Source organism: Marinobacter sp. ANT_B65, assembly GCF_002407605.1.
Classification (GTDB): domain Bacteria; phylum Pseudomonadota; class Gammaproteobacteria; order Pseudomonadales; family Oleiphilaceae; genus Marinobacter.
This window is the reverse complement of record NZ_NXGV01000003.1, coordinates 342,583-361,301: the sequence shown is the minus strand read 5'-3', so window position 1 is coordinate 361,301 and position 18,719 is coordinate 342,583. Positions and strand designations below refer to the sequence as shown.

Genomic DNA, 18,719 nt, shown 5'->3' with positions numbered 1-18,719 from the left:
CTGGCTGGCTCCATGCGACCATTGGTCGCATGGCTTTTCTTGCGTCGGGCTGGCCTGAAAGTAACACTATGGGCATTACGACCATAAAGCGTGATAACAATCATTTTCGGTTCAACAGTAGCGACGCGAGACACCATGAAAAAACTAATCACACTGCTGTTCGCCAGTGGCGCATTGATCGCATCGGTCTTTGCCAATGTTGCGATGGCTCATGAGTATTCCCACGGGAACATTGATATCGATCACCCGTGGAGCCGGCCGACTCCGCCTGGCACGCCCATGGGTGTGGGTTATCTGGTTATCAGAAATCATGGCGACAAGGAAGTGATGCTGGTTGGCGCAAGTACGCCCAGAGCAAATCATGTTTCAATTCATGAAACGCTTATGAAAGACGGAGTTATGCGCATGCAGCCGGTTAAGAACGGCCTTGCAGTACCTGCGGGTGGAACTGTGGAACTTGAACCTCACAGTTACCATCTGATGCTGGAGCAGCTTGTTGCGCCGCTGAAAGAGGGGGAGTTGATTCCTCTGACTCTGGAGTTCAAAGGCGCGGAAGCTATTGATGTAGAGTTAAGCGTCCAGTCTCTGGACGCTGATATGGATATGCCGGACATGGATCACTCCGGACACAAGATGGACCATTCTGAACACAAGATGGATCACTGATCGTTTCAACTTGAACCGCCAGTGATACTTTCAGTGCCTGATAAAGTGCGCTGGAAGTGTCACTGGTATGTATCTGCTTTGTGCCTCCGTCATGAACAGCCGCCGCAACAAACTCCAGAGCTTCCGTGTGCGTTTTTCTTTTTTGTTTCTTTCTCAATGCCGCTTAAGGCCTCGGCCTTTTTTTCCATAGCGCTATCTTCAGGTGATTCAGTTTCCGCCTTTTCGGCATTTTTCGGGCTGCCTACTTCTTTAAATAATTGCACCATAAGAGATAATTCCCTTTTTTTCAATAAGAGTCATTTTAAATGAATCTTATTGCGTGCGCCTGGGTTAGTCAACAGGTGTTTTGGTTCTCAGGTGGTCGTTGTGTTGGGGAGGAGGGGAATCGCAGGCTATCCGAAAAACAATCCGGGTTGGCCTTTTGTGCTAAAATCATGCGCATTAATACCAGTTGTTCGGGTTTTTTGTGCCCATAGGGCGTGTTGAGCATTTGCTCTGGATTTTCGTGACAGTATTAAGGTCACGCAGACCGTTCTGTTGTAGGGGATTTTGCAGTATATGGATAACAATAACAGGGCTGTAGATCCAGAACCACAGCGTCAGCGTGGGGCGCAATTCTGGCAGGTTATGCTTCGAGTATGTCAGCTTGCTGCGGCTGTCGATATTTCCTTTTTTGTCCTGTTCCATATTCTCGGATCGCCAATTCTGGCATGGGTAAATGTCGGCAGCGTCGCGATGTATGTGACCGCTTATTATGCGCTTAAGCGCAGGTATAATCGTCTGGGCATTTCTCTGATCTGGCTTGAGGCCATGGTTCACTCGGCGCTCGGGACCATTTTGATTGGATGGAGTAGCGGCTTTCACTATTATCTGCTGATGTTTATCCCGGCACTGTGTGTCAGTTCGGTGCGTCGCAACGTTATTCTGTTGTCGGTTATAGCTCTTTGGGGCTATTACATAACGCTTGATATTCTCATGTGGTTCATCGAGCCTGTTCAGCCAATCTCGTCCCAGGCTTTGCTCGGGGTTCATCTGTTCAACCTGAGCGTTGTATTTGCAATGTTCAGTTATCTCTCATTCTTTTACATCAATATGGTTGTTTCAGCGCAACGCAAGCTTCGAAGACTGGCTACCGTCGATTCGCTGACAGGGCTGTTCAATCGTCGCCATGGGAGCTATCTCGCGGAAAATGAAATCGCGCGGTTCCGTCGAACCGGACATCCTGTGGCGTTTATGCTGTTGGATGTGGATTATTTCAAGTCAATCAATGATAGCTTTGGGCATGAGACGGGTGACAGAGTTCTGACTGAAATCGGGCGGCTGATTCCTGATCAGTTACGAACCCAGGACATTGTTGCTCGCTGGGGTGGAGAAGAGTTTCTTGTCATTCTTCCGGGTACCGGAATCGATAGTGCCCTGGTAAGCGCGGAAAGAGTGAAAGATGCGCTTCGGAATCACAACTGGGAAGTTGCGATTGGTACAGTTCTGGATGTAACTGTCAGTGTGGGTGTCAGCGAACTGTGTGAAAGTGATGACATGGCATCAGTCGTCAGTCGTGCTGATAAGGCGCTATATCGTGGTAAAGAGAAGGGAAGGAATCGGGTGGAGCAGATTTAATGCAATAAAAAAGGCAGCCGAAGCTGCCTTTTTTTAACGCAGGCTGTTAATTAAACAGCAACAACGTTCTCGGCCTGAGGACCTTTCTGGCCCTGGGTCACGGTGAAGTCGACTTGCTGGCCTTCAGCCAGAGTCTTGAAACCGCCGCCCTGAATGGCGCTGTAGTGAACAAATACGTCGGGGCCGCCTTCGCGAGTGATAAAGCCAAAACCTTTTGCTTCATTGAAAAACTTAACAGTACCGGTAACAGTAGACATAATAATAAATCCTGAATTCAATCTTTTAAAGTGCCGCCAAGTCATCAAGTTGATGCCTGGTCAGCGGTATGCGGAAACAAAAAACTTGCGTGATCAAAAACAGGACGATGCACTACTTGCGGGTACAAAAATGCGTCTTATTGATGAAGTGCTTTGCTAAATCTTTCCAACGGAGACCACTGTACCCGCTGCCAACCTAAAAGCAAAGCATTTTCTTATAGGCATAAACCCGACATTTTCAGCAACATGAGGTATGTTTGTCTTCATATTTCGGAATTCGCATGAATCAATTGAGGAGCCTTGTCTTGTCTGAACTATCAACTTACGAAAGTTTTTCTGTCAGCGTGGAAAACCATATTGCCCATGTGCAATTCAGTCGTCCGGAAGCACTGAACTCTATGACCAAGGCTTTCTGGCTTGAGTTGCCCAGGTGTATGCAGGAAGTCGAATCAAAAACAGATGCGCGGGTCATTGTAGTGTCATCCACGGGTAAACACTTCTCGGCCGGTATGGATCTTGGCGTTTTCAGCGATCCCAAGGCTGTGCCCATGAGTGGTGATCCTGGCCGTATGGCGGAGAACCTGCGACGTGTTGTACTGCAGCTTCAGGAAACGCTCACATCTCTGGAAAATGTCCGCCTGCCGGTATTGGCGGCAATCCAGGGAGGCTGTATCGGAGGGGCTCTTGATCTGGTGTGTGCGGCTGATAGCCGTTACTGCACCGAAAACGCGTACTTTACTATCAAGGAAACCGAGCTCGGCATGACCGCGGATGTGGGTACTCTCCAGCGTTTACCCAAGCTGATGCCTGAAGGGGTTGTGCGTGAACTGGCCTACACCGGTCGCAGGTTTTCTGCGCAGGAAGCGAAAGACCTTGGTTTTGTTAATGCTATCTATGCGGACCAGGATGCTCTTGTCGCAGGAGTTATGGACGTTGCAGCCCAGATTGCTGCCAACTCGCCGCTTGCGGTCACTGGTTGTAAAGAAATGCTGAATTACAGTCGTGATCACAGCGTAGCCGACAGCCTGAAATACATGGCAACCTGGCAGGCTGGCATGTTCCGTCCTACGGACATGATGAAGACCTTCCAGGCAAAAGCGCAGAAACAGGCGCCCAAGTATGACAATCTGTTTCCAGTGAAAGGTCTCTTCGAACAGTAAATGGCGCTGAAAAAACGGAGCAGATCCAGCCTCTCCCCGATTATCGCCCTGGCCTTCCAGGGCGGAATCGGGGTGGTCGGGATTCTGGTGATTCTGGCTGTGGGCATTCCCGTTCAGGTGGCTGAGGCCGGGGTCTGGCCAAGTGTGTTTTATGGCGTTCTTGGCGCATTCTGCACCTATGGCACATTGCTGCTGCTCACCCGTATTCCTGGATTGTTCCCGGACAACCTCGATAGCCAGATGCGTGGTCTGTACAGGTTCGCATCGGGTTATTCGTGGTTTGCACTTTTTCTGCTTTCGGTTTTTGCCGGTATTGGCGAAGAACTGCTGTTCAGAGGGGCTCTGCAGGGGTGGCTCACTGCCCATACTGGCGCTGCAATCGCTATATTGTCGGCATCAGTGCTTTTCGGACTGGTGCACTACGTTTCCTTTACCTACTTTATCGTGGCGACAGTCCTTGGATTGGTGCTTGGGGCGGCTTATACGTTCACCGACAGTATTCTTCTCGTAATGGTCTGGCATAGCGTTTACGACATGCTAGCGCTGTTCTTCCTGCTTCGGTTTCCGGGCTGGTTCGGTATAACCGGGCGGTCTGAAGGCTAGGGGGATGCTGCTTTCAATGCGGCTGTCAGCCGTTCCATAGTACTTCCGCTGTTGCGCCAGAAGTGCCAGTAAAGTTCCACATCCAGTGACTGGTCCGGAGCTATACTGACAAGTTGTCCTGCCTGTATTTCCCTCCTGGCCTGTATTTCCGGAATCATGCCATAACCCATGCCGGCCAGCGCCAGTTTCACGAAGCCTTCAGATGAAGGGCATAAATGGTACGGGAAGGCACCGTGGTATCCGCTCCGGGCCAGAAACCGATGTTGCAGCTGATCGTTTGGACCGAACACAATCACCGGTGCTGACTTCAGGCTTTGTTCATTAAAGCCCTGGCTGAAATACCTGGCTTTGTATGAGGGCGTCGCCAGCGGCAGATAAGTCATGGTCCCAAGTGGAACGCAGCGGGCCCCTGCTACAGGCTGCGGATTGCTGCACAGGCAGGCAGCAACGTCACCCTCGCGCATTCGTCGCAGTGCGATGTCCTGATCTTCAACCACCATGTCGAGCAAGAGTGATTCGTCATTACAGAACCCCCCAATGGCGTCAGCCCACCAGGTTGCGAGGCTGTCGGCATTGATGGCAATGCGTAGTCGTGCGGCTGGCTCGGAAAGAGTCGGGAGTGATTTCGCCAGATCCCGTTCGAGAAGCTGAACCTGCTGAACGTGGTTCAGCAACTGTTGCCCGGCCGGCGTTGCTCTGGGCACCGGGCTGCGTAACAGAACGGGTTGCCCGGTGCGAACCTCGAGGGTGCGGATGCGCTGAGAAACAGCGGACTGACTCAGCCCGAGCACAGCGCCTGCGCGCTCAAAACCACCAGTCTCGATAACGGTGGCCAGGGCTTCCAGCAATTTATAGTCAATCATAAGTAAAACTTATACATCATTATGAATATGAATTTTAAGTATAGCTGCAAGCGGCTATTCTTGCGGCATCAAAAAAGGAGCTGAATGCAGTGCTTGAAAGTTACCTGACAGGTTTGATTGTCTCGGGCGGTCTTATTGTTGCTATTGGGGCGCAGAACGCCTACGTGCTGAGCCAGTCGATTCGCCGTGAGCATCACTGGTGGGCTGCCGGCTTGTGCATGGTAGCGGATGTGTCTCTTTTTACGCTGGGGATGTTCGGGGTGAGCGCTGCGCTGATGGCCATGCCGCAGGCACTGGAAATACTGCGTTGGCTGGGTGTGGTTTTTCTTGGGTGGCTGGCTGTCCAGGCATTTGTGCGGGCCGGCCGGGGCAGGGCTGCTCTTGAAACCAGAGAGGTGTCACGGCGTAGTTTGAAAGGTGTACTGTTTACGACGCTGGCGGTTACCTTACTGAATCCTCAGGTGTATCTCGATACCCTGCTATTGGTTCCGGCGGTGGGTGCACAGCAGGAAAACGCAACTACTTTTGTGGCGGGCGCTGGCAGTGCGTCTGTTTTGTGGTTTGGTCTACTCGCATGGGGTGGGTCTGCATTGGCTCCGGTGCTGTCAAGCCCGTTGGCCTGGCGGTTTATCGACGGCATTATTGGCACGATGATGGCCGCCATAGCGCTTCATCTGGCCTTCAATGGTGGCTTGTAGTATTAACCGAAAGCTTTAATCAAACCGCCTTGCGCCAGAGAACCGGTCCTTCCAGTAGTAACCGTTCAATTCCGACATGATCACACCGGAAGATGTGGACGCGTGGATAAAACGGTCGTCTCCCATATAGATCCCTGCATGCTGATCTTTCCCGGCGATTCTGAAGAACACGATATCGCCGGGCTTGACGTCTCGGGGATGAACCACATCTCCGTGGCGCAGCATTTGCGATGTTGTGCGCGGCAGTTGCTGTCCCAGCCCCTCACGAAAGGCCGTAGTGATAAAACCTGAGCAGTCGAAGCCGCGTGCTGTGGTGCCACCATACTGATAAGGCGCACCCTCATAGCGTTCGAAAGTCTGCCACAGTTTTTCAGCCTTCGCCGAGCCCGGTGCCGATTCGGCGGGTGAGTACTCGTAGGAAGAGATACCGGACTGTAAATTCTGATTGCTCGCGCAGCCGGTCATTACAAGGGCCAGGCAAACCAACATGAAGGCATATCTGAGAGATTGAAGCATGCAAAATCCTGAGCCGATGTCCTTTCAGTCAACTGTATTACTGATTTACCTCGATGTCAGGTTACGGTTTGTCAGATTTGTTATCCTTGCACCATGCTGAAAATATCCAATGCTGTTGAAATAGCTGACTGGGAGCTGGAAATTACCCAGATCCGGGCTCAGGGTGCCGGTGGCCAGAATGTCAATAAGGTGGCTTCGGCCGTGCACCTGCGCTTTGATATACTGAACTCCGCTTTACCCCCGATCTACAAGGAGCGCCTGATGGCGCTTCAGGATCAGCGTATAAGCAAGGACGGCGTAATCGTGATCAAGGCACAGTCGTTCCGCACCCTGGAGTTGAATAAGGAGGATGCACTCGAACGCCTGAAGGAGTTGATACAGGAAGCAGTTAAGGTGCAGAAGGTGCGTCGTGCTACTCGCCCTTCAAAATCTGCCCGGCGAAAGCGGGTTGACGGCAAAACGCAGAAAGGCAAAACCAAAGCCTTGCGTGGCAAAGTTCAGGTCTGAACGTCTTGCCGTTTGTGTTTGCCCAATTCGATCTCGCGGATAAATGCTTCGATATCAGCGAATGCCTCTTCAGCTGCCGGTAATGTCGGAGTGAAGATCTGCCAGACGTGAACCATGCCAGGCCAGGTGTGCAGCTCCACCCGTGATCCTTGATTTTTCGCCTTTGTGGCATACCGTCTGGCATTGTCCAGAAGCATTTCCGAGTCACTGGCCTGAATCAGGGTTGGAGGCAGGTTGGCGAGGTTTCCCCGAAGCGGTGATGCAACAGGGCTGGTGGGGGAAATACGGAAGGCTGCAAGCGTTGCCCACCAGATAACCGGTAGCGGTATTTTCGACAGCCCACCGAATATGGGGCCCAGCATTGCATCTGTTTCGATGTTATTGCGATTACTCGGTGCGGTAAGTGTCAGGTCTGTAGAAGGTGAAAACGCAAGGGCGCAGTCCGCCTGACGCAGACCGCTGTCCCGGATCCAGGCCAGAAGCCCAAGAGTATGGCTGCCACCGGCAGAATCTCCCGCGACCATAATAAATGTGGCTTTACTCATGCCGTCAGGGCCATTTTCTGTCACCCAGGTGTAGGCAATACGACAATCTCGCACACCGTCCATAAACCTGTGTTCCGGCATAAGGCGATAATCCACGGCAAATACAGCGGCATTGGCAATGCGGGATAAACGATCGGTAATGGCTCGATGGCTGCGCGGGCTGCCTGCTGCCCAGGCACCCCCGTGAATATAGAGGATCCGCCGCCGGGTGTCTGCGCCTGGGGCAATGACCCATTCGCCGTCCGGGCTGGTGTTGCGCCTGAACTCTGAGCGGAAATCCAGTCCATCGCTCAGGGTCTCCATGTGCTCTCGCATCGAGATCAGTCGTGCTTTGCCGCGAAGACCTTTGCCTGCCTTGCCCATGTCGCGAATACGTTCCAGAACCCTCTGGTTTTCCGGGCTGGGGCCTGTCTCTCTCACGGGATAGGTTTCCTTATCCAGATAAGACAAATCCTCTGTGCGAAACAGAAATACAGTCAAGGCAATGATAAGTAAAACAACGGTGGCGATAATCCAGAACATGAGTTGTCCGTATCCTGAGAGTTGGCCCTGATAGCGCAGGCACACTATGCTTGGGTATAAAGCATCGCAGATTTTTTCGATTTATGCCTCTCAATGTCACTAAAGGAGACGGGCGTTGCAAATTGCTTATAAGGCTGGAGACATCACTGAGGCGCATATCGTTGCGGGTCTGTTGAACTCCCACAATATTGAAACGTACGTAGGTGGTCATTACCTGCAGGGTGCGATGGGCGAAATTGGTACAACCGGTTTCAGTAATGTTCACGTCGAGGACGAGGATCTGTACCAGGCGCGACAGGTGATAGCAGAGTATGAGGCAAGTGACCATGCTGGGCTGGTTGAGGATCGCGAGGATGACAAACCGGATTGGTATGCACGCTGGTTTTTGTTGATCCTGGCTGTACTGGCGTTGGTCTGGCTCAATTTTTAACCAGAGTACATTCAGTGTTGCCTAGCGTTTAACGCTGCGCTGTCTTGGTTTTCCAGCTTTTGGGCGCTTTGATGGCTTTGTTTTTTTGCCTGCGGCGGGCCGGGCTCCAGATGTTCCGGGGCCGGTTTTGGTTCCTGCTCTAAGCCCTGTACCCTGGGGTTTTGGTGGGCGTTTGGGCTTGCTGGAAGCCTTCTTTTTTGTAGCTGAGGGTTCTTTCGGGACTCCCTCGGAAGATGAATCACGAACCGCGTCAAACAGCACCGCCAGTTCCTTCTCCGTAAGATCCCGCCATTGGCCTGTGGCCAGGCCTTTCAGGTTGATGTTCATAATACGGACGCGTTCAAGCCGGGTTACTTCATATCCGAAATATTCACTCATTCTGCGGATCTGGCGGTTCAGCCCCTGCACCAGAGTTATGCGAAATACAAAACGGCTCTCCTGCACTACCTTGCACTTTTTGGTCATGGTGCCGAGGATGGGTACCCCTCCTGCCATTCCCTGAATAAATGATCTGGTGATGGGTTTGTCGACGGTTACTACATATTCTTTTTCATGGTTGTTGCCGGCACGCAGAATTTTGTTGACCAGGTCGCCATTGCTGGTCATAAAAATCAGCCCTTGCGAATCCTTGTCCAGTCGCCCGATAGGGAAAATGCGCTCACTGTGGCCAACAAAACGCTGGATGTTGTATTTTTCCGCATCATCTGTAGTGCTGACTATACCAACAGGCTTGTTCAGGGCGATGAACACCAGATCTTCTTCGGCGCGGGGCTCAATAATCTGGCCGTTTACCCTGACCGTATCAGTGGGCAGTACCTGGTCGCCAACAGCAGCTCGCTTGCCATTTATAAAGACATTGCCCTGTTCAATGTATCGGTCGGCTTCCCGGCGAGAGCACATGCCGCTTTCGCTGATGTATTTGTTGAGGCGGGTGGAGTGATTGCTGGTCATCGGTTATCCGGTTGTGTATCTGGGTGGGGGCATCATAACAGGCGGCTGATGCTCCCGCAGCCTGCCGGTTGGCGCTTTGGTGTCGGGTCTGCCATTCTTTTACGCTGGACACTATTCGTCAGGCTACAGTTTACTACGAAGGAGGGCGCTTGCAGGAACCGACTGTGGTAATGGAAAGAGCACAGGAGAGCTTGGTCTGTGCCGGATCTGCCTGCTCTGTATGCAGGGGAGGCCCGCTGGCCGGCTTTCGTGTGGTGGGCGGGCGTGAATATCTGCGTTGCCCGCACTGTGAAGCAACGATCATGGCTCAGGCAAGCTGGCTTGGACCGGATGAGGAGCGAGCGGTTTATGGCCTTCATCATAATGAACCGGGCGACCCCGGGTACCGGGCGTTTCTCAACAAGCTTGCCTTGCCTTTGCTTGATCTCATTGAGTCCGGTAGTTCAGGGCTCGATTTTGGTTGTGGGCCAGGCCCTGCACTGGCAGAGATGCTGCGAGAAGCAGGGATGGATGTGACGCTTTATGACCCCTTTTTCTATCCGTCTCAGGCCGCGCTGGGTCGCCAGTACGATTTCATTACCTGTACAGAGGTGGTGGAACACCTGCACAGCCCTGAAAAAGTGTTCAGCCAACTGGATGGTTTATTAAAGCCTGGGGCCTGGCTCGGTATAATGACGTGCTTTCAGACCTGTGATGACCGGTTTGATAACTGGCACTACCGGAGAGATCCTACTCATGTGGTGTTTTATCGTGAGGTGACACTGGCTCTTTTGGGTAAACGCCTGGGTTGGACTATGTCGGTGCCACGAAAGGATGTGGTGATTTTCCGAAAGCCCTTATGAGGCCGGGGGGCAATATGCCCCCCGGGTGCAGATTTACTTTCAGTTATAGCCAGGTAAGGCCCACGCTGATGATCACGCCCGTGATTATCAGGAGCATAAGGCAGTACCCCATAATGTCTTTGGCTTTGAGCCCTGCAATAGCGAGTACCGGCAATGCCCAGAAGGGTTGGAGCAGATTGGTCCACGCATCTCCCCAGGCAACGGCCATGGCCACTCGTGGAATGCTGGCGCCAAGTTCCTGAGCTGCCGGTAACATAACCGGAGCCTGCACTGCCCACTGGCCGCCACCAGATGGCACAAAAATATTCACCAGGCCTGCGCTGATAAAGCTCCAGAAAGGCAGGCTTTCTGCTGTTGCTATGGATACAAAACCAGATGAAATACTGGCTGCAAGGCCTGATGCTGTCATCACGCCCATGATCCCGGCATAGAAGGGGAACTGAATGACAATACCGGAACCACCTTTGACCGCTTCCTGCAGGCTGCCGAGAAGTCTTTTAGGTGTCTGGTGAAGAATGATCGCCAGAAACAGGAACATGAAATTCACAATGTTAAGGTTCAGACCGCCGCCTTCCATAAAATACTGAAAAATAAATGCCAGACCGCTGAAACCAACAAGCCAGGCCAGGGTTCTGCTGTTTTCGAGATGGTCAGCAGGACGGTTGATAGAAACGCTGGTGTCAGGCTCGTCATCAAGTATTGCAGGGTCTACATAGATGCTGTCTTCTTCTGAGGGCAGCATCATGCGATTAACCAAAGGAACAACAATAAACAGCGCCACAATGATCGCAAGGTTGAAAAACGCAAAAATGGTTTCACCGGTACCGATAACGCCGATTACGTCTGCGGTAAAGTGCCCGTCTGTTGCGATAACCAGGGGGATTGAGCCGGCAAGCCCTCCATGCCATACGATAAAGCCGGAGTAAGCGCTGGCAATCAGCAATGGGTAATGAACCCTGATTTGTCTGGCGAGAGCTTTGGCGAAGAGAGCGCCGACGACCAGGCCAAATCCCCAGTTAATCCAGCTCGCGATAAGTGCAACGAAGGTAACCAGTACAATGGCCTGGCCCGGTGTGCTTGCAAGCGCAGCAACCCGGTTCAGTATTCCCCGTACGAACGGCGTGCTGGCCAACATGAATCCGGTGACCAGAACAAGTAGCATCTGCATCGAGAAGGTCAGAAGACTCCAGAAACCATTCCCCCACATTTCGATCACAGCCATTGGGCTGTGACCTTCAAACACCATGGCGGCGATGAAAGCGAAGAGCGATAGAATCAGCACAAAAATATAGGGATCCGGCAGGTACTTGTCGACCAGTTTGACCATGGGCCGGGCAGCTCTGTCTAGCATTGGGTAGCTCCTTAATTTTTATTGGATTTTGCATACAGCAGCTTAGGTGTTTGCCGGAAAAATGCCAAACCCTGCGAAGTAAGCAACAGGTGAAGGGGAGCTTCGGGAAATAAGGTATCGGTTGTCAGTGTGGAAGGATTTCAGCGTTTCAGAATGTTGAAAGCCCGGTTGCTTCCATCAGGCGATAACGCCAGTAACGCAGGGTCGAATCGTCGGCCCAGTGTTCATAGGGGAGGCTCATGACCGGGTCGCTTTCGGGTCCGGACTGCCACTGCTGTTCGAAAAAGTCAGTAGCCTTTATGGCTACAGCAGAATCCGGCGGGGTGGAGATCCAGACATCGGTTTCCAGGTTCAGATCATCAAGATTGCGCCGGGTAAAGTTGGCTGATCCCAGGAGCAGCTCGGTCTGGCTACCCGGCTGACGCAGGATCAGCAGCTTGCTGTGGCATTGCTCTCCAATAGTATTGCACCAGCGGACAGGAATGCCGGCTTTATGTAGCTCCAGGGCAACCTGGCGGTTGGGAATGCCGCTTTTCTGGTGGCCGAAGGCTTCATTGTTGGCGTCGAGAAGTATGCGCAGGTTGGCACCACGTTCATGGGCGTCGAGCAGGGCGGTAACAATCTTACGGTGCGACAGGTAGAAGAAAGCAAGGTCCAGTCGGCTTCCACTCCGGGCTCCGGAAATCATCTGCAGGGCAGAATCCAGAATGGCGGATTCAGTTTTTACTGCAATCCGACCGTCAGCTCTCGGGGGCATTGTCTGATTGGAGCCCGCCTCACTGATCAGTCTGTCCAGCCCGGGGCTGGCCTGGCCCGACATGGTCAGAACCGCCTGCTCGGTTTTCAGAATGTCGGTTACCGCCGGGCCGGTGAAGCTGATTGCTGTATTGCTGTGCCGGCTGCTGCCATCGTGGGGGTTGGCCGAAGTTACGAGGGCGCGCAGGTTGTCACCTTCGTCGGCCACCAGGACTTTACGATGATTGGCTTTGAAGTTGGGTAGTGCAAGGTAGCTGCGGATGGTGACCGGCTGTGTTCCCAATGCGTTTGGCAGCCAGCCAGCTTCGGGGTCATTGCCGAACCACTGGCAGCAGAGCCTCCATATTGAAGACCAGGCTGGATTGCTGTCCCGTAGCGGTAGCAGGTTGGTTTCTGTTACCGGTATGCCTGCCTCGCGGAGCGCCTGAAACCACGGGGAAACCGAGCCTCCGTAAAGGGTATTCAGCGGATCAGATATCACTACAATTTCCAGCTCAGGCTGTTCAGCCTTTCGCCTGATCAGTGCCTCGGTAAGCTGTTCTGACAGATGCCTGTGTTCCACGCCTTCGGGCCGGCTGCTATTGAACAGGAACATATCGACCAGAATGAAGGATCTGGCCTGGCCGATAAGGTGCAGTATTTCATCGAAAATTTCATGATCGCGGGTTTCAGAGCCATCCCTGTGGTGATAGGTCGCATCTGTCAGCAGTTTCCCATTACTCAGAGGGAATGCGTCGCCGTTGTGACTGATACCGGGAGGCAGGGCTTTGTGGCTGTGATAAAAACCCACACCAGCCAGTATCAGAACAATTATTGCGAGTACTGCCTTCAGAGTCATAAATCGCCCGGTGCTGTTCTAGCCTGATTTGTTTTCTGTAACGAAAGCAGAAAAGCGCTCAAGTAACCCGGATGCCTCCGGGGCACCGGTAACCGCGTCGATCATGGCTTGCGAGTCGAACCCTTCGAGTTCCAGTTCCGGTGCCTGCACGCCCAGATAGGCTCTCATGATCCCTTCGGAAAATTCGGGATGGAACTGCACACCCCAGGCACACTTGCCAACCCGAAATGCCTGGTGCGGTTCAAATTCGTTGCGGCCAAGCAGGGTGGCACTCGGTGGCAGGCGCAATACGGACTGTTTATGGGTGAGATGCGCGCGGAAACTGTCTGGCATGCCACGGAATAACGGATCATTCTGGGCGCTGGCCAGCAGCTCAACGCGCTTTGTGCCACTCTCCCGGCCGCTCGGGTGATAGCCGACATCGCCGCCCAAGGCGTGCGCCAGGAGCTGGTGTCCGTAACATACACCGAGCAAAGGAACGGCTTTGTCCACAGCCTGCGCCAGCCATTCTGCGGCTTTTTCGCTCCAGGGCTCACGATCGCTGACCATGGCGGGGGAGCCCGTTATGACAATGCCATCCCAGGCAGCAGGGTCTCCCGGGAGCTCTCCGGCTTCGGCATTGACCACGGTAAGGTCCAGCGCCTTTGACAGCCCGCGTACGAACCATTCGTCGAAATCACCGAACTGCTTTTTGATGCCGGGATAAGTGCTGCCGGTTTTAAGGATCACCACTCCAGGATTTTGCTTGCTCACTGCTCTGGCAATTCCGCGTTGTGGAAGATGTTCTGCACGTCGTCCAGCTCGTTCAGCATGTCGCAAAATTTCTCGAACATGGGGATGTCATCGCCTTCCACAGGAGTTGTGGTTTTAGGCAGGAACTGGATTTCGTCCACTTCGAAGTCAATGTCGGCAAAGGCGTCTGTCAATGCCTGGCGAGCTTTGGCGTATTCTGTGTTTGGCGTAAATACCGTGATCTGGCCGTCTTCGTTTTCGATGTCAGTCACATCGACATCGGCTTCCATCAGGGCTTCAAGTACGGCGTCTTCGTCTTCACCTTTGAACACAAAAATTGCACTGTGATCAAACATGTGTGCAACGGTACCTGGCGTGCCGATTTTGCTCTTGGTCTTGGTGAAGGCCAGACGGACATCACCGAAAGTACGGTTGGGGTTATCGGTCAGACAGTCCACGATCACCATGCAGTTGCCAGGGCCGTAGCCTTCGTAACGGGCGGGTGAATAGTCCTCGGTGGCGCCGCCACGGGCTTTTTCTATGGCTTTTTCGATAACGTGAGAGGGTACCTGATCTTTTTTGGCGCGTTCAATCAGGCCTCTCAGTGACAGGTTGCCATCAGTGTCTGTTCCGCCGGACTTGGCGCTCATATAGATTTCGCGCCCGTACTTGCTGTAGACCTTGGTTTTGGCTGCGGCCGTCTTGGCCATGGATTCTTTGCGGTTCTGGTAGGCTCTGCCCATTTTTGCGCTGCCTCATGCTTGCTGGAGAAAGGGCTGGATTTTACGCAAGAATCGCCGTTTGGGACAGGCCTATTTGGTTTGCCTGTCCCACGGGCTCTCAGATGTAGTCTGCGGGAGGGCGGTAATTGTCCTGTGTCACCAGGTCGATACCGCATTCTGTATTGCTGACCCACTCAAGAAAATGGTCCACCATCGCGGGGCCTTCGAAGCGCTTTCCGTGCTGGGGTACAATCATTTCAACATCCAGTTGCCGGATCATGTTGGCCCAAAGTCTGCACACTTTGTTTGATGCAATGTAGCGTCTGTGGAACCCCTTCATGTAAGGAATGTGCCGGTCAAAATCTTTAACTGGCATATGATCATCTTCAGCCCCAATGGACGCGCCAAGATCTCCCGAAAACAAAATTTTCGAAACCGGATCGTAGAACTGCAGATTCCCTACCGAGTGCATGAAGTGAGCCGGAAGGCACTGAAGGTAGGTGTCGCCGAACTTTACCTTGGCACCTGCATCCGGAATGCTGACGATGCGGTCGTACACGCTGCCGGTGAGCTGGGAAGTAACGTAACTGGAAACCAGATGTGGCAGGAATCTGGCCCACAGCCTGGAGGTTACGATTTTCGCGCTGGTGTGTACTATCCAGCGATCAATAGCACCGATGATGTCCGGGTCCTGATGCGATGCAAAGACATAGTCCATGTCCCGGAGGTTCATGAACTTGGATGCAGCCACCGCGAGCGGGGTATAGGTGAGGTCGCCGCCAGGATCAATCAACGCTTCATGTTTGCCGTCAACCACCAGAAACTGATTGGACTGGACACCTTCGCCGGTGACCAGAGAATCGAACATCAGACACTTATGGTGCCCGTTATCAAACAGCACAATTGGCTTGTTTGTCATTTTGATCTCCGCAGAATGAGTGCCCACTGAAATGGCCGGATAATGCAAGTTGAGCGGAGGTTATAAAATTGACAGGTTTCAGCAGTTGCCTCAGGTCAATTATCTGATATCCATCAAGTAACATTTTGTTTCGTTAGGTAATCCGGGTTATGCCATTTTTGGCACCTGCCTGACTCCCCGGCGAATGGCCTGTTCCAGAGCTGCGCGCACAAGTTTCCCTGTGAACGGCACAATGTCGTCAAATGAAACGCGATAACGCACGCGAGTATGCCCCTCCGGGGTTTCCTCAAAGCGGATGCGGCCCTGGTGGTTGCGGATCGGGCTGAAGCTTGTGATGGTGTATTCGATCAGCAGGTCAGGTTCGAAGCTTGTTATGGTTTCCTCAAGGCCAATGGGGCTTATGCCCAGTTTGCGTACAGAGCCGAGACCGTTTGGATCGGCCTGATTGCTCTCTTTTATCCGCTTTACTGGCGTACCGAGGAGCTTCCCAAAGCTTTGATGGTCGGCAAACAGTGCAAAAACCTGGCTGCGGGGCAGGTCGAAGGTTTCGTTGATCTCAAAACTATGGGTGGCCATCAGAATGCTCTTGTTGTTGTCGTTCCTGCCAAGACTAGCTGTTATATCTTTCCAGCAAAAGTCGCGGTTGGCGGCAGGTCAGCGCCAGGCTAGTGTCTCGACGTGTGCCGATAGTCCCTCGGTGACTGCCCCATGACTTTTTTGAACAGACGCGAGAAATAGTAGGCGTCGTCATAACCAAGGCGGTGGCTGATTTCTGTGAAGCTCAGGCTGGTAGCATCCAGCATCTGACAAGCCCTTTCTATTTTCAGGTGAAGGAAATGCCGGATAGGGGAAGTGCCTGTCTGTTCTTTATAGCGTGTAGCAAAGTGAGTGGGTGTAAGCCCTGCAAGGTCGGCCAGCTGTTCCAGGGTTATGCGTTCATCCAGGTGTTCGCGCATGTAGTTGTTGATGGTGTCCAGCTCGGCCTGGCCTTCGTGACTGGTTTCATCGACGCTTATGGGAACAGCTGTCATAAGCTGTCGCAAACGATTGGCTGCGTGAATCAGGCCGTGGGCCCGGAAGCCGGTCTGGCGGACAGAGAGCAGGCCGTTAAAGTCCACCAGCAGCCTGGGTTGCCGGCCCAGATGGCGGATCGGGGTGGAATCATCAAACCCCATATATTTGTGAAACTCACTCGCCAATGGTCCTGTGTAATGCACCCAGTGAATAGTCCAGGGGTTCTCCGGGTCGGCGGTGTAACGGTGGTTGGCGCCGGCCGGTAATAGCAGCAGATCCCCGGCTTCTATCGTATGAGGCTCGCCTTTCACGTTCAGAAAAGCCTTTCCTTCGGTGCAGTAAATCAAAAGATTGTCGCGATGATGTTCCCGATGCATGTGGTGGCCCGTCGCCCGGCGGTAATGGCCGAAAGCCAGTGGATACAGGTCCCGGGTAAGGGAATGTTCAGACAAAAGCCTGATGATCGGGGCTGGTACCACATAACGTATGCTGTCTTTTGGCACTGGCCACTGAGAGGTCTGTATCATATTTATCGCTGTTGTTGGTTTTCTGGCAATCGAAAGATAGTCCATCAAGTGCGAAATTTAGTCAATCTTCAAGTGGTGGGGGGCGTGCTATTGTCTTTCCACACATTGCTAAAGCCACGGCGCTTTGGCCCGTCTCTCGCACAACAACAAACAGGGATATTGAGATGAAAAACGTTCCACTGTACTTGGCCGGTGAATTTGTTCAAAGCCAGACCAGCGAATGGATTGATGTCACCAATCCTGCCACCAACGAAGTGATCGCCCGGGCGCCAGCTACCACAGACGCCGAAATGCGTAAGGCTATTGATACCGCTTCTGAAGTGTTCAAAACCTGGAAAGAAGTTCCGGTCTCCGAGCGTGCCCGCGTGATGCTGCGTTACCAGGCGCTGCTTAAAACACATCATGACGAAATAGCTGAAATCCTGTCCCAGGAAACCGGTAAGACCTTCGATGATGCCAAAGGTGATGTATGGCGTGGTATTGAGGTAGTAGAGCACGCGGCCAACGTAGCCTCCATGATGATGGGCGAGACCGTTGAAAACGTAGCGCGGGAGGTGGATACCCACTCCTGGATCCAGCCGCTTGGTGTCTGTGCCGGTATTACCCCGTTTAACTTCCCGGCAATGATTCCTTTGTGGATGTTCCCCATGGCGATTGCCTGCGGAAACACCTTTATCCTGAAGCCATCCGAGCAGGATCCGCTCACCCCGATGCGCCTTGCTGAGCTGTTTGAAGAAGCTGGTGCACCCAAAGGCGTGTTACAGGTGGTACATGGTGGCAAGGCGCAGGTTGATGTACTGCTTTCAGATCCGGCTATCAAAGCCGTGTCTTTTGTAGGCTCCGTGCCGGTTGGCCGTTATATCTACGAAACCGGCACGAAGAACATGAAGCGTGTCCAGAGCTTTGCCGGTGCCAAGAACCACATGGTCATCATGCCGGATGCCGACAAGCAGCAGGTAATCAATGCTCTTGTAGGTGCGTCGGTAGGTGCTGCTGGCCAGCGCTGCATGGCTATTTCTGTCGCTGTATTTGTAGGCGAGGCTCAGGCCTGGATTCCGGAACTGAAAGAAGCCATGGCGAAAGTCCGCCCGGGAGCCTGGAACGATTCCGGAGCAAGCTATGGCCCGGTGATCTCTGCCAAAGCCAAGGACCGTGTTGAATCTCTTATCGCCACCGGCGAAGCCCAGGGTGCCAAGTTACTTCTGGATGGCCGCGGCTGCACAGTCGATGGCTTACCCGATGGCCACTGGGTTGGTCCTACCCTTTTCTCCGGGGTAACTACCGATATGGACATCTACAACGAAGAAATTTTTGGTCCTGTGCTTGCCTGTATGGAAGAGGAAAGCCTGGCCGATGCTATCGCCCTGATCAACAGCAGCCCATACGGCAACGGTGTATCCATTTTCACCAGCTCCGGTGGTGCTGCCCGCCGTTTCCAGCATGAAATCGAAGTAGGCCAGGTTGGCGTGAATATCCCCATTCCTGTACCCCTGCCGTTCTTCTCGTTCACCGGCTGGAAGGGTTCCTTCTACGGTGACCAGCATGCATACGGCAAGCAGGCGGTACGTTTCTACACTGAGACCAAAACGGTTACTTCACGCTGGTTCTCCAGTGAAGCGTCTACAGAAGCGAACTTTTCTATCCAGCTGCGTTAATTGCGTTGACGGTGGGATTATTCGGGCC

General features: G+C 53.0%; 22 protein-coding genes. 9 read left to right on the top strand and 13 right to left on the bottom strand.

Going from position 1 to position 18,719, the window contains the following annotated elements; all coding sequences use genetic code 11:
- Positions 1–135: 135 nt before the first annotated feature.
- A complete protein-coding gene (locus CPA50_RS14730; RefSeq protein ID WP_096783289.1) occupies positions 136–666 on the top strand; it encodes a copper chaperone PCu(A)C in 531 nt (176 codons plus the stop codon).
- Positions 667–755: 89 nt separating this feature from the next.
- On the opposite strand, the gene CPA50_RS14725 is transcribed toward CPA50_RS14730, so the two are convergent.
- Positions 756–956, bottom strand: a complete 201-nt coding sequence (locus CPA50_RS14725) for a CCGSCS motif protein (protein WP_143750753.1) — start codon at positions 954–956, stop codon at positions 756–758.
- A gap of 268 nt (positions 957–1,224) precedes the next feature.
- Between CPA50_RS14725 and CPA50_RS14720 the strand changes: the two genes are divergently transcribed.
- Complete coding sequence (locus CPA50_RS14720) at positions 1,225–2,283, top strand: GGDEF domain-containing protein (RefSeq protein WP_096783287.1); 1,059 nt, start codon at positions 1,225–1,227, stop codon at positions 2,281–2,283.
- 50 nt (positions 2,284–2,333) lie between these two features.
- Here the strand turns inward: CPA50_RS14720 and CPA50_RS14715 are convergent, their stop codons facing one another.
- Positions 2,334–2,540, bottom strand: a complete 207-nt coding sequence (locus CPA50_RS14715; protein ID WP_071266268.1) for a cold-shock protein — start codon at positions 2,538–2,540, stop codon at positions 2,334–2,336.
- Positions 2,541–2,845: 305 nt separating this feature from the next.
- Here CPA50_RS14715 and CPA50_RS14710 point away from each other — a divergent pair, with 305 nt between their 5' ends.
- A complete protein-coding gene (locus CPA50_RS14710; RefSeq protein WP_096783286.1) occupies positions 2,846–3,700 on the top strand; it encodes a crotonase/enoyl-CoA hydratase family protein in 855 nt (284 codons plus the stop codon).
- Complete coding sequence (locus tag CPA50_RS14705; RefSeq protein ID WP_096783285.1) at positions 3,701–4,303, top strand: CPBP family intramembrane glutamic endopeptidase; 603 nt, start codon at positions 3,701–3,703, stop codon at positions 4,301–4,303. It begins immediately after the preceding gene.
- Here CPA50_RS14705 and CPA50_RS14700 read toward each other — a convergent pair.
- Complete coding sequence (locus CPA50_RS14700) at positions 4,300–5,166, bottom strand: LysR family transcriptional regulator ArgP (protein WP_096783284.1); 867 nt, start codon at positions 5,164–5,166, stop codon at positions 4,300–4,302. The two genes, CPA50_RS14705 and CPA50_RS14700, sit on opposite strands and share 4 nt — an antisense overlap.
- Before the next feature lie 89 nt (positions 5,167–5,255).
- Here CPA50_RS14700 and CPA50_RS14695 point away from each other — a divergent pair, with 89 nt between their 5' ends.
- Positions 5,256–5,864, top strand: a complete 609-nt coding sequence (locus CPA50_RS14695; protein ID WP_096783283.1) for a LysE/ArgO family amino acid transporter — start codon at positions 5,256–5,258, stop codon at positions 5,862–5,864.
- Positions 5,865–5,879: 15 nt separating this feature from the next.
- On the opposite strand, the gene CPA50_RS14690 is transcribed toward CPA50_RS14695, so the two are convergent.
- Positions 5,880–6,380 carry a C40 family peptidase gene (locus CPA50_RS14690; protein WP_179397239.1) on the bottom strand — a complete coding sequence of 167 codons (501 nt, stop codon included), beginning with the start codon at positions 6,378–6,380 and terminating at the stop codon, positions 5,880–5,882.
- Between the two features lie 93 nt (positions 6,381–6,473).
- Here CPA50_RS14690 and arfB point away from each other — a divergent pair, with 93 nt between their 5' ends.
- Positions 6,474–6,887, top strand: coding sequence for an alternative ribosome rescue aminoacyl-tRNA hydrolase ArfB (gene arfB, locus CPA50_RS14685; protein WP_096783282.1), 414 nt, complete (start codon positions 6,474–6,476; stop codon positions 6,885–6,887).
- Here arfB and CPA50_RS14680 read toward each other — a convergent pair.
- Positions 6,878–7,954, bottom strand: a complete 1,077-nt coding sequence (locus CPA50_RS14680; RefSeq protein WP_096783281.1) for an alpha/beta hydrolase — start codon at positions 7,952–7,954, stop codon at positions 6,878–6,880. The genes arfB and CPA50_RS14680 overlap by 10 nt on opposite strands.
- Before the next feature lie 115 nt (positions 7,955–8,069).
- Here CPA50_RS14680 and CPA50_RS14675 point away from each other — a divergent pair, with 115 nt between their 5' ends.
- Positions 8,070–8,384: a DUF2007 domain-containing protein gene (locus CPA50_RS14675; protein ID WP_096783280.1), complete on the top strand. Its 315-nt coding sequence runs from the start codon at positions 8,070–8,072 to the stop codon at positions 8,382–8,384.
- Positions 8,385–8,405: 21 nt separating this feature from the next.
- Here CPA50_RS14675 and rluF read toward each other — a convergent pair whose 3' ends face one another.
- Complete coding sequence (rluF, locus tag CPA50_RS14670) at positions 8,406–9,335, bottom strand: 23S rRNA pseudouridine(2604) synthase RluF (RefSeq protein WP_096783279.1); 930 nt, start codon at positions 9,333–9,335, stop codon at positions 8,406–8,408.
- Between the two features lie 170 nt (positions 9,336–9,505).
- On the opposite strand from rluF, the gene CPA50_RS14665 reads away from it, so the two are divergent.
- Complete coding sequence (locus tag CPA50_RS14665; protein WP_096783278.1) at positions 9,506–10,177, top strand: class I SAM-dependent methyltransferase; 672 nt, start codon at positions 9,506–9,508, stop codon at positions 10,175–10,177.
- 43 nt (positions 10,178–10,220) lie between these two features.
- Here CPA50_RS14665 and CPA50_RS14660 read toward each other — a convergent pair whose 3' ends face one another.
- The 7 genes from CPA50_RS14660 to CPA50_RS14630 all read right to left on the bottom strand — a co-directional run bounded on the left by CPA50_RS14660 (position 10,221) and on the right by CPA50_RS14630 (position 17,036).
- Positions 10,221–11,528, bottom strand: a complete 1,308-nt coding sequence (locus CPA50_RS14660) for a short-chain fatty acid transporter (protein WP_096783277.1) — start codon at positions 11,526–11,528, stop codon at positions 10,221–10,223.
- Between the two features lie 148 nt (positions 11,529–11,676).
- Positions 11,677–13,122 (bottom strand): phospholipase D family protein, encoded by a 1,446-nt coding sequence (locus tag CPA50_RS14655; protein ID WP_096783276.1) that lies wholly within the window; start codon positions 13,120–13,122, stop codon positions 11,677–11,679.
- Between the two features lie 18 nt (positions 13,123–13,140).
- Positions 13,141–13,875, bottom strand: a complete 735-nt coding sequence (locus CPA50_RS14650; RefSeq protein ID WP_264754002.1) for a glutamine amidotransferase — start codon at positions 13,873–13,875, stop codon at positions 13,141–13,143.
- Positions 13,872–14,597 (bottom strand): YebC/PmpR family DNA-binding transcriptional regulator, encoded by a 726-nt coding sequence (locus CPA50_RS14645; RefSeq protein ID WP_096783275.1) that lies wholly within the window; start codon positions 14,595–14,597, stop codon positions 13,872–13,874. The genes CPA50_RS14650 and CPA50_RS14645 overlap by 4 nt, the downstream gene beginning before the upstream one ends.
- Before the next feature lie 97 nt (positions 14,598–14,694).
- A complete protein-coding gene (locus CPA50_RS14640; protein ID WP_096783274.1) occupies positions 14,695–15,495 on the bottom strand; it encodes an MBL fold metallo-hydrolase in 801 nt (266 codons plus the stop codon).
- A gap of 147 nt (positions 15,496–15,642) precedes the next feature.
- Positions 15,643–16,071 carry an SRPBCC family protein gene (locus CPA50_RS14635; RefSeq protein WP_096783273.1) on the bottom strand — a complete coding sequence of 143 codons (429 nt, stop codon included), beginning with the start codon at positions 16,069–16,071 and terminating at the stop codon, positions 15,643–15,645.
- Positions 16,072–16,160: 89 nt separating this feature from the next.
- Positions 16,161–17,036, bottom strand: coding sequence for an AraC family transcriptional regulator (locus tag CPA50_RS14630; protein WP_096783272.1), 876 nt, complete (start codon positions 17,034–17,036; stop codon positions 16,161–16,163).
- Positions 17,037–17,200: 164 nt separating this feature from the next.
- Between CPA50_RS14630 and CPA50_RS14625 the strand changes: the two genes are divergently transcribed.
- Positions 17,201–18,691, top strand: coding sequence for a CoA-acylating methylmalonate-semialdehyde dehydrogenase (locus tag CPA50_RS14625; protein ID WP_096783271.1), 1,491 nt, complete (start codon positions 17,201–17,203; stop codon positions 18,689–18,691).
- Positions 18,692–18,719: the final 28 nt, after the last annotated feature.

Coding starts and splice junctions, on each gene's coding strand:
- CPA50_RS14730 (WP_096783289.1), top strand. CDS start 136: ATGAAAAAACTAATCACACTGCTGTTCGCCAGTGGCGCATTGATCGCA.
- CPA50_RS14720 (WP_096783287.1), top strand. CDS start 1,225: ATGGATAACAATAACAGGGCTGTAGATCCAGAACCACAGCGTCAGCGT.
- CPA50_RS14715 (WP_071266268.1), bottom strand. CDS start 2,540: ATGTCTACTGTTACCGGTACTGTTAAGTTTTTCAATGAAGCAAAAGGT.
- CPA50_RS14705 (WP_096783285.1), top strand. CDS start 3,701: ATGGCGCTGAAAAAACGGAGCAGATCCAGCCTCTCCCCGATTATCGCC.
- CPA50_RS14700 (WP_096783284.1), bottom strand. CDS start 5,166: ATGATTGACTATAAATTGCTGGAAGCCCTGGCCACCGTTATCGAGACT.
- CPA50_RS14690 (WP_179397239.1), bottom strand. CDS start 6,380: ATGCTTCAATCTCTCAGATATGCCTTCATGTTGGTTTGCCTGGCCCTT.
- arfB (WP_096783282.1), top strand. CDS start 6,474: ATGCTGAAAATATCCAATGCTGTTGAAATAGCTGACTGGGAGCTGGAA.
- CPA50_RS14680 (WP_096783281.1), bottom strand. CDS start 7,954: ATGTTCTGGATTATCGCCACCGTTGTTTTACTTATCATTGCCTTGACT.
- rluF (WP_096783279.1), bottom strand. CDS start 9,335: ATGACCAGCAATCACTCCACCCGCCTCAACAAATACATCAGCGAAAGC.
- CPA50_RS14665 (WP_096783278.1), top strand. CDS start 9,506: ATGGAAAGAGCACAGGAGAGCTTGGTCTGTGCCGGATCTGCCTGCTCT.
- CPA50_RS14660 (WP_096783277.1), bottom strand. CDS start 11,528: ATGCTAGACAGAGCTGCCCGGCCCATGGTCAAACTGGTCGACAAGTAC.
- CPA50_RS14655 (WP_096783276.1), bottom strand. CDS start 13,122: ATGACTCTGAAGGCAGTACTCGCAATAATTGTTCTGATACTGGCTGGT.
- CPA50_RS14645 (WP_096783275.1), bottom strand. CDS start 14,597: ATGGGCAGAGCCTACCAGAACCGCAAAGAATCCATGGCCAAGACGGCC.
- CPA50_RS14640 (WP_096783274.1), bottom strand. CDS start 15,495: ATGACAAACAAGCCAATTGTGCTGTTTGATAACGGGCACCATAAGTGT.
- CPA50_RS14635 (WP_096783273.1), bottom strand. CDS start 16,071: ATGGCCACCCATAGTTTTGAGATCAACGAAACCTTCGACCTGCCCCGC.
- CPA50_RS14630 (WP_096783272.1), bottom strand. CDS start 17,036: ATGATACAGACCTCTCAGTGGCCAGTGCCAAAAGACAGCATACGTTAT.
- CPA50_RS14625 (WP_096783271.1), top strand. CDS start 17,201: ATGAAAAACGTTCCACTGTACTTGGCCGGTGAATTTGTTCAAAGCCAG.